Genomic DNA, 12,262 nt, shown 5'->3' with positions numbered 1-12,262 from the left:
GCGACATTCCGGTCAAGCTGTGGGTGGCCCCGCCGACCAAGATGGACCAGAAGCAACTGACCGAGGAAGGCCATTACGGCGTCTTCGGCACGGCGGGTGCCCGCACCGAAATGCCGGGCTGCTCGCTGTGCATGGGCAACCAGGCACAGGTGCGCGAAGGCGCGACGGTCATGTCGACGTCGACCCGCAACTTCCCGAACCGCCTGGGCAAGAACACGAACGTGTACCTCGGCTCGGCGGAGCTGGCGGCGATCTGCTCGCGTCTGGGCAAGATCCCGAGCAAGGACGAGTACATGGCCGACATGGGCGTGCTCAGCGCGAACGGCGACAAGATCTACAAGTACATGAACTTCGACCAGATCCAGGACTTCAAGGAAGTCGCCGACACCGTGAAGATGTAAACGTGTTGTCGGGCTACGGCGGGTTGTTTCCCTCGTAGTGGCATGAATAGGCGCCGCAGGCTGAATGCCCGCGGCGCTTTTTCTTTTTCGATGACATCCACGACGCCTTTCCCGGATAGGGGTAGGAGCCGTTGGTATGAGGTCTTGGCAGCCGTCATTCCGACGCACTCTCCCGCACCGCCTCCTGCAAAACCTCCAGAAATCGCGTCGTCATCGGCTCCGCATCCCCTACACGTCGCAGCGACAACACCGGCGATTCCTTCTTCCCACTACCCGCCAGCGGTACAAAGCTGACGCGCGCATCCCCCGCGTGCTGCATCGTCTTCGGCACCAGCGCCACACCCATACCGAACCCCACCATCGTCACCACCGTCTGCCATAGCCGCGCCTCGTGGCGGATCACTGGGCTGAAGCCGGCATCCACACACAGCGCGGTGATCAGGTCGTGATAGTGCGGCGACACCGTGCGCGGGAACAGGATGAACGGCTCCTGTGCCAGCGCCGCCAGGTCGATGCGCTTGCGGTGGGCGAGGGCGTGGCCCGCCGGCAGGCAGCAGACGAAGGGCTCGGAGAAGATCGGCGCGGAGACGACCTCGGCGGGGAAGTTGCCCCAGTACGCACAGCCCAGGTCGATCTGCATGCGAGCGATGGCGTGGACCTGCTCGCTGGTGTTCATCTCACGCAGGATGATCTCCACCGCCGGGTGATCGGCCTCGAAGCGTTCCACCGCGCGCGGCAGGCCGCGATACAGCATCGAGTTGACGAAGCCGATGCGCAGCCGCCCGGCCAGGCCGTGGGCTGAACGCTGCGTCATTCGCTCCACTTCGGCGGCCTGCTGCAACAGCTTGCGCGCCTCGTCCAGCAGCACCTGCCCGGCATTGGTGAGCGCCACCATCTTGTTGGTGCGCGCCAGCAGTTGCACGCCAAGCCGTTCCTCGAACTTGCGGATGTCGAAGCTCAGCGCCGGCTGCGAGATGAATAGCCGCTGCGCCGCGCGCCCGAAGTGCAGCTCCTCCGCCACGGCAACGAAATAGCGCAACTGCTTCAAGTCCATGGCGGCCTCGCAGAACGATAAACGTTTCTTATCGTACAGGACAAAACCTGTATTGGACGATTATCGAAGGCGTTCCTATGCTGGCCGGACCAAGGAGACAAGCGAGACACGCGCGCATGAACGATATCGTCCACGAGCCAGTCACTGGCCAATTCGCTGGGCATCCCAGCGGCCATCTGAACATTCCCGACAGCCGGGGCATCAACTTCTTTGCCGTCGACCCGGATCTGGCCCGCCTGCTGCGGCTGTACCTGGGTGACGCGGTGTACCAGGCACTGGAGCCGCAGCTCAAGACGCTGGGCCAGCGCGCGTCCGACGAGCTCGACGCCTGGGCGACCAGCGCCGACCACAACCCCCCGGAACTGCGCCACCGCACCCGTCGCGGCGAGCCACTGCAGAGCATCGACAAGCACCCGGATTACGTCGCGCTCGAACGCGTGGCCTATGCAGAACTCGGCCTCGCCTCGATGAGCCACGTCGGCAACGCGCCGCCGCCGCTGGTCAAATACGCGCTCACGTACCTGTTCGTGCAGGCCGAGTTCGGCCTGTGCTGCCCGGTCAGCATGACGGATTCGCTCACGCGCACGCTGCGCAAGTTCGGCGATCCGTCACTGGTGGCGCGCTACCTGCCGATGCTGGCCTCGCGCGATTTCGACGTGCTGTTCCAGGGCGCGATGTTCATGACCGAGCAGGCCGCCGGCTCCGATGTCGCCCGCATCGCCACGCGTGCCGCGCTGGAGACCGCGCCCGACGGCACCGAGACCTGGCGTCTGTACGGCGACAAATGGTTCTGCTCCAACGCCGATGCCGATCTGGCAATGGTCTTGGCCCGCCCTGATGGCGCGCCGTCCGGCATCAACGGCCTGGCGCTGTTCCTGCTGCCCAAGACCCTGCGCGACGGCTCGCGCAACAGCTACCGCATCATCCGCCTGAAGGACAAGCTCGGCAGTCGCTCCATGGCCAGCGGCGAGATCGTGCTCGAAGGCGCCACCGCCTACCTGATCGGCGAGGTCGGCCGGGGCTTCCACCAGATGGCCGACATGATCAACATGTCGCGCCTGTCGAACGGCGTGCGCGCCGCCGGCCTGATGCGCCGCGCGACGACCGAAGCGCTGCACATCGCGCGCAACCGCGAGGCCTTCGGCCGCAAGCTGATCGACATGCCGCTGATGCAGCGCCAGCTCCTGAAGATGCTGCTGCCGACCGAGCAGGCACGCTCGATGTTCATGCAGATCGCGCTGCTGCTACCGCGCGCCGATGCCGGCGACGCCCTGGCCGCCAAGTGCGTGCGCATCCTGACGCCACTGATCAAGTTCCGCGCCTGCCGCGACGCCCGCCGCGTCACCGGCGATGCGATGGAAGTGCGCGGCGGTACCGGCTACATCGAAGAATGGAGCGATGCGCGCCTGGTGCGCGACGCGCATCTGGGCTCGATCTGGGAGGGCACCAGCAATATCGTCGCGCTGGACATCGCCCGCGCAGTGAAGCGCGAGGCCGCGCTCGAACCGCTGCTCGGCTATCTGGAGAGCCTGCTCAACGCGGCCAAGCTCCCGGCGCAGAGCGATACGGTGTTGCGCGCTACGCTCGAACGCACGGGCACGGTCATGGCACGTGTGGCCGAAGACGGCGACGACCAGCAGGTGCGCCAGGCCGGCTCCGCGCTGTACCACATCGCCACGGCCATCTTCATGGCGTCCGAGGCGATGCACCTCGCGCCGGAATACCGCCGCCTGGCGCTCGCGCATCTGGTACTGCGCCACAAGCTGCTGCCGGTCGATCCGCTGGCGCTGGACTCGGCGCAGGAAGACGCGCCCGTGTTCGAGGCGCTGATCAAGGGGCGCGAGGTGCCACTGGCGCAGGCGCTGCAGGTGTTGCCGGCAGGAGCCGCACAATGAGCGCCGTGAATGGCGCATTGCACGGGCTCAAGGTCATCGACCTGAGCCGCGTGCTCGGTGGCCCGTACTGCACGCAGGCGCTGGCTGACCATGGCGCGCAGGTCATCAAGCTGGAGCCGCCCGTCGGCGACGAGACCCGTACCTGGGGCCCGCCGTTCGACGAGAGCGACACCGCCTGGTACTTCAACGGCGTCAATCGCAACAAGCTCGGCATCTCGGTTGACCTGTCGTGCGAGGATGGGCGCGCCATCCTGTGGCAGTTGCTCGAAGATGCCGACGTACTGGTCGAGAACTTCAAGCCCGGCACGCTGGCGCGCTGGGGTATGGATTTCGAGCGTGATCTACAGCCGCGCTTTCCGCGCCTGATCCACTGCGCCGTGTCCGGCTTCGGCCCGGACGGCCCGCTGGGCGGCTTGCCCGGCTACGACGCCGCCATCCAGGCCATGGCCGGCCTGATGAGCGTCAACGGCGAGCGCGACGGCGGCCCCATGCGCGTCGGCCTGCCCATCGTCGACATGGTGACGGGCCTGAACGCGTTGGCTGGCATCCTGCTGGCGTTGGCCGAGCGTGAGAAGAGCGGGCGCGGTCAGTCGCTCGACATCGCGCTGTACGACTGCGGTGTGTCGCTGCTGCATCCGCACCTGCCCAACTACTTTGGCTCGGGCAAGGTGCCGCAACGCAGCGGCAATGCGCACCCGAACATCGCGCCGTACGACAGCTACCAGACCGGCACCGCGCCGATCTTCCTGGCAGTGGGCAACGACCGCCAGTTCGCCAAGCTGTGCGCGCACATCGGTGCGCCGGAGCTGCCTGGCGATCCGCGCTTTGCCGGTAACCGCAGCCGCTGCGCGCATCGCCCGCAGCTCAAGCAGGCGCTGGAAGCGCGGCTCGCCCAGTTCGAATGCGAGCCGCTCGCGCGGGACCTGATCCACGCCGGCGTGCCGTGCGGGCCGGTGCTGTCGGTCGACATGGTTGCGAGCCATCCGCATACGCTGCATCGGCGGATGGTGGTCGAGCTTGGCGACTACCGTGGCACGGGCTCGCCGATCAAGCTGTCGCGCACGCCGGCCACGTACCGCACGCCGCCGCCGGCACTCGGTGTGGATACGGATGCCGTGCTCGCGTCGCTCGGCATTGATCCGGACACCCGCCAGCGCCTGTTCGAGGCCGGCGTTTTGAAAGGCTAATCCGCAACCGAATCGGCACCCATCCGGCGGACGGCCCAAAGAGGCCGCGCCACGCAGTTCCACCAGGAGACCACCATGCAACACCAGCCCGAGGCCCAACACTCGAGCCGCCAGCCGCGCCGTGCCGCGGCAGCTGCCTTTATCGGCACCACCATCGAGTGGTACGACTTCTACATCTACGGCCTGGCCGCCGCGCTCGTTTTCGGCAAGGCGTTCTTCCCGCGCACGCTGGACCCGGGCGTCGCCACGCTGCTGTCGTTCCTGACGCTGTGGGCCGGCTTTGCGGCGCGTCCGGTGGGCGGCATCATCTTCGGCCACCTGGGCGACAAGATCGGCCGCAAGACCACGCTCATCATCACCCTCGTCATGATGGGTCTGGCCACCATGGGCATCGGCTTGCTGCCGGATTACGCCGCTATCGGCGCGTGGGCGCCGGCCCTCCTGGTGGCGCTGCGCATCCTCCAGGGCATCGCCGTGGGTGGGGAGTGGGGCGGCGCGGTGCTGATCGCCAGCGAGAGCGTGCCCAAGCGCAAGAGCATTCTCTATTCGGCCTTCGCACAGCAGGGCTCGCCCACGGGCAACCTGCTGGCCACCGTCGTGTTCTTCTTCCTGAGCGTGCTGCCCACACCGAGCTTCATGCTGTGGGGCTGGCGCATTCCGTTCCTGCTGTCGGCGGTGCTGGTGGCGGTGGGCCTGGTGATGCGCCTGAAGCTGGAAGAGTCCGACGACATGAAGCGCGTGCTGGCGCAGAAGAAGACCGTCAAGCTGCCGCTCAAGGACGTGCTGCGCGATCACTGGGGGCTGGTGCTGCTGGGCGCCGGCACGCTGCCGCTCATCCACGTGACCTACCTGAAGAGCAACTTCGCGCTGTCGTGGGCCACCAAGGAACTCGGCTATTCGCAGGGCACCTTCCTCGGCATCATCGCCATCGCGCTGGTGGTGCAGTTCCTCACGCAGCCGCTGGGCGCGGTGATGGTCTCGCGCATGGACATGCGCCGCGCCATCTGGCTGATGATCCTGCCCGAGTTCCTGCTGATGCCGGTGATGTTCTTCGCCATCCAGACCAAGGTGGTCTGGATCGCGCTGCTTGGCATGTGCCTGGCCACGATCCCGCACTCGATGTTCTACGGCGCCATCGGCGGCATCCTGGCGCGGGTGTTCCCGACGCGCATCCGGTACACCGGGCTGTCGCTGGCGTACCAGCTGTGCTCGCTGGTGGTGGGTGGCGGTACGCCGGTCTTCGCGCAATGGGTGCTCAACGCGACTGGCAGCATTGTTGGCGTGGCAGTTTCGTCGGCGCTGTATGCGGTGCTGTCGCTGGCCTGCACGCTGGTGCTGCTGAACCGCACCGGTTACCGCGCGGATGAGCTGTCTTCAGCGGAACAGGCCGATGCGGCCGATCTTGGGCAGACCCGGGGTGACGCACCAGCGGGCGAGCCGCAACCGATCGGCAAGACCGCCGCCGCCTAGGCGGAACGTGTAGTGGCGCCGTTGGCGGCGATTCCCTACGATGGAGTTGCAGCCAAAAAAACGGGGAGTGCGCCATGACGATCTTCGACGAGAACGAGCATCGGGCGGAGTTCTGGGAAGCGGTGCGCCAGGCCATCGACGCGCGCGACAGTGCCGCCCTGGCGCAGCGCACCGACCACATGATCGGCTGGGCGCTCGGCCTGTCGATTGCCGGGCTCGCGCTGGCCTTGCTGGCCCGCTGGCACCACGCCCACGGAGACTGACGCCGCTGGTGCGAGATCTCTGCGCGCGGTCAAGGCATGGGCGAGGGGCGGCGGTACAATCCGGCGCTCATCAGTCGGGTTCTCCATGCCACGCGGCCTTGTCCTCGCCACGCCATCCCTCACACCGGACGGCACGTCTTTCTCCACCCAGTACGACGACGTCAACCACAGCACCGAAGGGGGCTTGGCGCAGGCGCGCCACGTCTTCCTGGGTGGCAACGGCCTGCCTGGCGCATGGCAAGGCGAGGGCGCGTTTGCCATCGTCGAGACCGGCTTTGGCCAAGGTTTGAATTTCCTGGCGACATGGGCGGCTTGGCGCGATGATCCGCAGCGCTGCGGCCGGCTCGATTTCGTCTCCATCGAAACGCATCCGTTCGACCGGGCCGGGCTCGCCGTTGTGCATCCGACGCAGGGCCCGCTCGCGCCGCTGGCGGCACTGCTGCGCGAGGCCTGGCCAGTGCCGGTGCCCGGCGTGCATCGTCTTGAATTCGAGCAGGGGCGCATCACGCTCACGCTGTGTTTTGGCGACGTGATGGAGATGCTGCCGCAATTGTCGTGTGCGGCGGACGCGTTTTATCTCGACGGCTTCTCCCCGGCCAGGAATCCGGACCTGTGGCCGCCGCGCGCGTTCAAGCAACTCGCGCGTGTTGCACGGGCCGGCGCTACGCTGGCGACCTGCACGGCAGCGAGCTTCGTGCGATGCGGCTTGCAGGAGGCGGGCTTTGAAACACGCCAAGCCACCGGCCTTGGTACCAACCAGGGCATGACCGTCGCCACGTTCCCGACGCATTGGCGCACGCGGCGCGGTCCGGGCGAGGCGCCTGCCTGGACGGAGCGCCACGCCATCGTGCTGGGCGCGGGCCTGGCTGGGTGCTCTGTCGCGGAGCGGCTTGCAGCGCGCGGCTGGCGCATCACGCTCATCGATGCGCAGGATGCGCCGGCGCGCGGTACTTCGGCGCATCGGGCTGCCGCCATGCATCCGCACGTGTCCATCGATGACAGCGTGCTGTCGCGCCTGTCCCGCGCCGGCAACCTGCTGGCGCGCCGCCATTGGGATGCGCTCGACCGCGCGGGCTTTGCCACCGGGTTCCAGCCAACCGGCGTGCTGCAACTCGCCGAACATGCAGAAGACGCCGCCGAGCAGCTGCGTATCGTGCAGGCGCTCGGCTTTCCGGCTGACTACATCGACTGGCTGGATACTGCGCAGGCCGCCGATCGTGTCGGCGCCAGGGTGCCGCAGGGCGGCTGGTGGTTTGCGCAGGCGGGCTGGGTCGCGCCGCCGGATGTCTGTCGCGCGACGCTCGCGGCGGCGGGCAGGGCGGTCGAAGCGCGGTGGAATACGCGCGTCGAATCGTTACGCCAAGGCGGCGCCGGCTGGCAGGCGTATGACGCGCACGGCAGCGTGATCGCCAGCGCGCCGGTTGTCGTGCTCGCCAACAGCTTGGATGCGGCGCGCCTGGCGCCGCTGTCTTCCGCTGCACTCAAGCCGGTGCGCGGTCAGTTGACCGATGTGCCCGTCGCCGCGCTGGAGGACGGCGGCCCGTGGCCCAAGGCGGTGGTCTGTGGTGATGGCTACTTGTTGCCGGTCGAACCCGGCGCAGGCACCGTGCGGATCGGCTCGTCCTTCCAACCGGGCGAGGCCGACCTCGCCGAGCGTCCGGCCGATCACGCCGCCAACCTGCGCCGGCTGGCCGGGTTGCAGCCGCAGCATGCAGCCGCGCTGGCGCGTCTGGATCCGGCGCACCTGCACGGCTACGTGGGCGTGCGCTGCGTGTCAGGCAACCGCCTGCCATTGATCGGCGCGGTGCCGGACGAAGCGGCGGTCACGGCGCACGGATTCCGCCTGCGCGGACCGCACGCGACGCTTCCGCGTCTGCCTGGGCTGTACGCCGCACTTGCGTATGGCTCGCGCGGCCTCACATGGTCGGTGCTGGGCGCGGAACTGCTCGCCACGCAGATCGACGGCGGTCCGTTGCCGTTGGAGACCGACCTTGCGGCGGCACTTGATCCAGGCCGTTTCCTGTTGCGTGCCTTGCGGCACGGGCAGGGCGTCACGGGCCATGAAACCGCCGATCTGGAAGCGCTCGGCTAAAGCGTCGCCAGGGCCGTTTCTCAAGCGTTCCGACCCAAAAAAGCAGGGCTGGCGAGCGTTCCATGCCATAATATGCGTTTTGCGTTTGCCAGCCCGAACGCGCCGGTTGCGCCGCCAATGCGGCCCTCGCGACGCATTCCTGCAAGCCCGGCAAGACCAAGAACTCAACCACGGCTGCTGCTGGCGCTGCGCCGTACGACGCAACCATCTTCTGAATCTGGAATTACGACCATGTCGACTATCGAAAACCTCGGCAAACTCGATCGCAAGGTGACCCTGGCCGTCCCGAAGGCCGAAGTGGCACAAGAAACGCAAACTCGTCTGGCGCGTCTGTCGAAGACGGTGAAGATGTCCGGCTTCCGCCCGGGCAAGGTGCCGATGAAGATGGTCGAGAAGCAATACGGCCAGCAGGTCGAGATGGAAGTGCGCTTCGACAAGGCCGCCCGCCAGTTCTTCGACATCACCAACGAGCAGGGCGTGAAGGTTGCCGGCCAACCGCGCTTCGAGCTGAAGACCGAAGGCGTGGCCGATGACCAGTTCGCATTCGACGCCACCTTCGAGGTGTATCCGGAAGTCAAGCTGGGTGACCTGGCCGGTGCGGAGCTGACCCGCACCAAGACCGAGATCACCGACGCTGAAATCGACAAGACCCTCGACATCCTGCGCAAGCAGCGCGTGCACTACCACCCGCGCGGCGAAGCCGGCGAGCACGGTGATGGTGGCGCGGCCGTCGCACAAAATGGCGACCGCGTGACGGTCGACTTCGTCGGCACGATCGACGGCGTGGAATTCGCCGGCGGCAAGGCCGAGGGCTTCGGCTTCGTGCTGGGCGAAGGCCGCATGCTGCCGGAGTTCGAGCAAGCCACGCTGGGCCTGAAGCAGGGCGAGTCGAAGGTGTTCCCGCTGGCCTTCCCGGCCGACTACCACGGCAAGGACGTCGCCGGTAAGACGGCTGAATTCACCGTCACGCTCAAGCAAGTCGAGTGGGCGCACCTGCCGGAAGTCAACGAAGCCTTCGCGCAATCGCTGGGCATCGCCGACGGCAACCTCGACAAGATGCGCGCCGACATCCGCGAAAACCTCGAGCGTGAAGTCAAGCGCCGCACCCACGCGCTGCTCAAGGACCAGGTCATGGACGCGCTGCTGAAGGTGGCCGAGCTGGACGTGCCGAAGTCGCTGATCGAGCAAGACCAGGAGCGCCTGGTCGAAATGGCCCGCCGTGACCTCGAATCGCGCGGCATGCCCAACGCCAAGAACATGCCGATCCCGGCCGAGATGTTCACGCAGCAAGCCGAGCGTCGCGTCAAGCTGGGCCTGGTGCTGGCTGAAGTGGTGAAGGCGCACAGCCTGGAAGCCAAGCCGGAGCAGATCAAGGCCGAGATCGAAGAGTTCGCCAAGAGCTACGAAGATCCGAAGGAAGTCATCCGCTGGTACTACGGCGACCAACAGCGCCTGGCCGAGATGGAAGCCTACGTGCTCGAAAACAACGTGGTAAATTTTGTTTGCGACAAGGCCAAGGTCTCTGACAAGGCCGTGTCGTTCGAAGAGCTGACCGCCACCCCGGCGCAAGGCTGATTCGACCGACTGAGTTTGCGAAGTTAGCATCGGAGAACCGCATGATCCGCAATGAACTGATCGACCAGCTCGCCCGTACCCAGGCTTCTGCGCTTGAGACGCAGGGGCTCGGTCTGGTGCCGATGGTGGTCGAGCAGTCGGGCCGCGGCGAACGCGCCTATGACATCTACTCGCGCCTCCTGAAGGAGCGGGTGATCTTCATGGTGGGCGAGGTCAACGACCAGACTGCCAATCTCGTAGTGGCCCAGCTGCTGTTCCTGGAAAGCGAGAACCCCGACAAGGAGATCTCGCTGTACATCAACTCGCCGGGTGGTTCGGTGTCGGCGGGCCTGGCGATGTATGACACGATGCAGTTCGTGAAGCCGGACGTCTCCACGCTGTGCATGGGCATGGCCGCCAGCATGGGCGCGTTCCTGTTGGCTGCTGGTGCGAAGGGCAAGCGCTATGCGTTGCCGAACTCGCGCATCATGATCCACCAGCCGCTGGGTGGCGCACGTGGTCAGGCTTCGGATATCGAAATCCAGGCACGCGAGATCCTCTACCTGCGTGAGCGTCTGAACACGATCCTGTCGGAAGTGACGGGCCAGCCCGTCGACAAGATCGCGCGTGACACGGACCGCGACAACTTCATGAGCGGCGACCAGGCCAAGGAATACGGCCTGATCGACAAGGTGCTCGTCCGGCGCGGCGCCTGAAGGGCGCGGCAGCCGGTGCGCCTGGAGGCACACCGGTCTAGCCGCACCGAATGTGTCAAGCGGTGTCAAAAACGAGGCTTCGCGCCTCGTTTTTGCTTAGCACAACACCTGCGGGTCGACGCCAGATAATTTGGCGTATGATGCTGCCAGGAACTACTGGTTATCGTTATGGCGGACAAGAAAGGCTCCACTGGCGAAAAGCTGCTGTACTGCTCGTTCTGCGGCAAGAGCCAACACGAGGTCAAGAAACTGATTGCCGGTCCCTCGGTCTTCATCTGCGATGAATGTATCGACCTGTGCAATGAAATCATCCGGGACGAAGCTGCCATCTCCGAGAAGGAAGGCGGCCTGGCAGTCAAATCTGACCTGCCCACCCCGCACGAAATCCGCCAGAGCCTGGATCAATACGTGATTGGCCAGGAGCAGGCCAAGAAGATCCTGGCCGTCGCGGTCTACAACCACTACAAGCGTTTGAAGCACCTCGGCAAGAAGGACGATGTCGAGCTGTCCAAGAGCAACATCCTGCTCATCGGGCCGACCGGCTCGGGCAAGACCCTGCTTGCGCAAACGCTGGCACGCCTGCTGAACGTGCCGTTCGTCATCGCCGACGCCACTACGCTGACCGAAGCCGGTTACGTGGGCGAAGACGTCGAGAACATCATCCAGAAGCTGCTGCAGAACTGCAATTACGAAGTGGACAAGGCCCAGCGCGGCATCGTCTACATCGACGAGATCGACAAGATTTCGCGCAAGTCTGACAACCCTTCCATCACCCGGGACGTTTCGGGGGAAGGCGTGCAGCAGGCGCTGCTCAAGCTGGTCGAAGGGACGATGGCGTCGGTGCCGCCGCAAGGTGGCCGCAAGCATCCGAACCAGGACTTCCTGCAGGTCGACACCACCAACATCCTGTTCATCTGCGGCGGCGCGTTCGATGGTCTCGAGAAGATCATCATGCAGCGCTCCGACAAGTCCGGCATCGGTTTCGGTGCGGAAGTGCAGAGCAAGGAAGAGCGGGACGTCAACGAGGTGCTGCCCCAGGTGGAGCCGGAAGACCTGATCAAGTTCGGCCTGATTCCCGAGCTGATCGGCCGTCTGCCCGTGGTGGCGACGCTGGCCAAGCTCGACGAGGCCGCCCTGATGGAGATCCTGGTCGAGCCGAAGAATGCAATCGTCAAGCAGTATCAAAAACTGCTGGCCATGGAAGGGGTGGAGCTGGAAATTCGTCCGAGCGCGCTGACGGCAATCGCCCGCAAGGCGATCAAGCGCAAGACGGGTGCGCGTGGTCTGCGTTCCATCGTCGAGCACGCTTTGATGGATGTGATGTACGACCTCCCCAACCACAAGGGCGTGCAGAAGGTGGTGATCGACGAAAGCACGATCGCCGACGACGGCAAGCCTTTGTTGATGTACGAAGAGCAACCCAAGGTTGCAGGTTCCAACTGACGCGAATGTCCGGCCGGGATGCGCCGTATGCATCCCATGCAGGAAGCCGTTCGCACGCGAGCGGCTTTTTTGCTTCGGGAAACCGGGTCGGCATGCGACTTGCTGCGGCGGTCTTGTAAAACCGTTGTCGCACCCAATTTAGCCCTTACATGACTTTCTGGGGAAAATAATGTCCGGAACCCAACTT

At 65.6% G+C, this 12,262-nt stretch carries 10 protein-coding genes; 9 read left to right on the top strand and 1 reads right to left on the bottom strand.

All coding sequences use genetic code 11. The annotated features are described in order from the left end of the window. On the top strand, positions 1 to 401 hold a 401-nt coding region (locus tag QZ609_RS18810), incomplete at its 5' end, for an aconitase family protein (protein ID WP_295497968.1). 154 nt (positions 402 to 555) lie between these two features. Here the strand turns inward: QZ609_RS18810 and QZ609_RS18805 are convergent. Then, the gene (locus QZ609_RS18805) at positions 556 to 1,455 is read right to left on the bottom strand and encodes a LysR family transcriptional regulator (RefSeq protein ID WP_295497967.1); all 900 of its coding nucleotides are present in this window, start codon (positions 1,453 to 1,455) and stop codon (positions 556 to 558) included. A 116-nt stretch (positions 1,456 to 1,571) separates the two neighbouring features. Here QZ609_RS18805 and QZ609_RS18800 point away from each other — a divergent pair, with 116 nt between their 5' ends. The 8 genes from QZ609_RS18800 (at position 1,572) to clpX (ending at position 12,075) form a co-directional block, all read left to right on the top strand. Continuing rightward, on the top strand, positions 1,572 to 3,350 hold the full coding sequence (locus QZ609_RS18800; RefSeq protein ID WP_295497965.1) for an acyl-CoA dehydrogenase family protein: 1,779 nt from the start codon (positions 1,572 to 1,574) through the stop codon (positions 3,348 to 3,350). Continuing rightward, positions 3,347 to 4,537: a CaiB/BaiF CoA-transferase family protein gene (locus QZ609_RS18795; protein ID WP_295497963.1), complete on the top strand. Its 1,191-nt coding sequence runs from the start codon at positions 3,347 to 3,349 to the stop codon at positions 4,535 to 4,537. Before QZ609_RS18800 ends, QZ609_RS18795 begins: the two co-directional genes overlap by 4 nt. Before the next feature lie 75 nt (positions 4,538 to 4,612). Further along, positions 4,613 to 6,007, top strand: coding sequence for an MFS transporter (locus QZ609_RS18790; protein ID WP_295497961.1), 1,395 nt, complete (start codon positions 4,613 to 4,615; stop codon positions 6,005 to 6,007). A 74-nt stretch (positions 6,008 to 6,081) separates the two neighbouring features. After that, positions 6,082 to 6,270 carry a hypothetical protein gene (locus QZ609_RS18785; RefSeq protein ID WP_295497959.1) on the top strand — a complete coding sequence of 63 codons (189 nt, stop codon included), beginning with the start codon at positions 6,082 to 6,084 and terminating at the stop codon, positions 6,268 to 6,270. An 85-nt stretch (positions 6,271 to 6,355) separates the two neighbouring features. Continuing rightward, positions 6,356 to 8,362 carry a bifunctional tRNA (5-methylaminomethyl-2-thiouridine)(34)-methyltransferase MnmD/FAD-dependent 5-carboxymethylaminomethyl-2-thiouridine(34) oxidoreductase MnmC gene (gene mnmC / locus QZ609_RS18780; RefSeq protein WP_295497957.1) on the top strand — a complete coding sequence of 669 codons (2,007 nt, stop codon included), beginning with the start codon at positions 6,356 to 6,358 and terminating at the stop codon, positions 8,360 to 8,362. A 231-nt stretch (positions 8,363 to 8,593) separates the two neighbouring features. Further along, positions 8,594 to 9,937: a trigger factor gene (gene tig, locus QZ609_RS18775; RefSeq protein WP_295497955.1), complete on the top strand. Its 1,344-nt coding sequence runs from the start codon at positions 8,594 to 8,596 to the stop codon at positions 9,935 to 9,937. A gap of 41 nt (positions 9,938 to 9,978) precedes the next feature. Then, entirely contained in the window at positions 9,979 to 10,632 is a 654-nt protein-coding gene (clpP, locus tag QZ609_RS18770) for an ATP-dependent Clp endopeptidase proteolytic subunit ClpP (protein WP_295497953.1), read from the top strand. A gap of 168 nt (positions 10,633 to 10,800) precedes the next feature. Beyond that, positions 10,801 to 12,075: an ATP-dependent Clp protease ATP-binding subunit ClpX gene (gene clpX / locus QZ609_RS18765; RefSeq protein ID WP_295497951.1), complete on the top strand. Its 1,275-nt coding sequence runs from the start codon at positions 10,801 to 10,803 to the stop codon at positions 12,073 to 12,075. Positions 12,076 to 12,262 lie beyond the last annotated feature (187 nt).

The sequence above is a fragment of the uncultured Ralstonia sp. genome (assembly GCA_913056305.1).
In the GTDB taxonomy this organism is placed as follows: Bacteria; Pseudomonadota; Gammaproteobacteria; order Burkholderiales; family Burkholderiaceae; genus Ralstonia.
The sequence above is the reverse complement of the archived record's forward strand: the minus strand, read 5'-3'. Positions and strand labels throughout refer to the sequence as shown.

Bases quoted from the DNA above. Each gene is read 5' to 3' on its own strand.
- QZ609_RS18795 (WP_295497963.1), top strand. From the start codon at position 3,347: ATGAGCGCCGTGAATGGCGCATTGCACGGGCTCAAGGTCATCGACCTG.
- QZ609_RS18800 (WP_295497965.1), top strand. From the start codon at position 1,572: ATGAACGATATCGTCCACGAGCCAGTCACTGGCCAATTCGCTGGGCAT.
- tig (WP_295497955.1), top strand. From the start codon at position 8,594: ATGTCGACTATCGAAAACCTCGGCAAACTCGATCGCAAGGTGACCCTG.
- QZ609_RS18790 (WP_295497961.1), top strand. From the start codon at position 4,613: ATGCAACACCAGCCCGAGGCCCAACACTCGAGCCGCCAGCCGCGCCGT.
- clpX (WP_295497951.1), top strand. From the start codon at position 10,801: ATGGCGGACAAGAAAGGCTCCACTGGCGAAAAGCTGCTGTACTGCTCG.
- QZ609_RS18785 (WP_295497959.1), top strand. From the start codon at position 6,082: ATGACGATCTTCGACGAGAACGAGCATCGGGCGGAGTTCTGGGAAGCG.
- clpP (WP_295497953.1), top strand. From the start codon at position 9,979: ATGATCCGCAATGAACTGATCGACCAGCTCGCCCGTACCCAGGCTTCT.
- QZ609_RS18805 (WP_295497967.1), bottom strand. From the start codon at position 1,455: ATGGACTTGAAGCAGTTGCGCTATTTCGTTGCCGTGGCGGAGGAGCTG.
- mnmC (WP_295497957.1), top strand. From the start codon at position 6,356: ATGCCACGCGGCCTTGTCCTCGCCACGCCATCCCTCACACCGGACGGC.